This window comes from Aquimarina sp. MMG015, from assembly GCF_018100855.1.
Taxonomy (GTDB): Bacteria; Bacteroidota; Bacteroidia; order Flavobacteriales; family Flavobacteriaceae; genus Aquimarina; species Aquimarina latercula.
Genome location: NZ_JAGJEB010000047.1, coordinates 1 through 400, shown reverse-complemented (window position 1 = coordinate 400; position 400 = coordinate 1). Strand labels below are relative to the sequence as shown.

Here is a 400-nt window from a genome sequence, read left to right as displayed (position 1 = left end):
CAACAAGTTGCCTGTAGGAACATATTATTATGTTTTGGAATATGTCACAGAAACGGGGCAAACAATAAATAAGGTTGGTTATTTATATATTAATATGTAAAGTGAATATAACAGATATTCACAGTGGAAACCTGTAAGGGTTTTACTTGAATTTTTTAAATAAAAGTTAATGAGAAAAAAATATACACTAATTGTAACAGTTCTTTTAGGCTTCGTCTTCCAACAAAATAATTGGGCCCAACAAGATGCTCAGTATACTCAGTACATGTATAACACAATTAGTGTAAATCCTGCTTATGCAGGTAGTCGCGGGGTTATGAGTATAATGGGTTTACATCGTAGTCAATGGGTAGGACTTGATGGAGCTCCACGCACTCAAACATTAACTCTAAATACACCC

The 400-nt window shown here is 34.0% G+C and carries 1 protein-coding gene; it reads left to right on the top strand.

The window, feature by feature from the left end; all coding sequences use genetic code 11:
* Nucleotides 1-169: 169 nt before the first annotated feature.
* On the top strand, nt 170-400 hold a 231-nt coding region (locus J8L88_RS23435; protein ID WP_211062093.1), incomplete at its 3' end, for a type IX secretion system membrane protein PorP/SprF.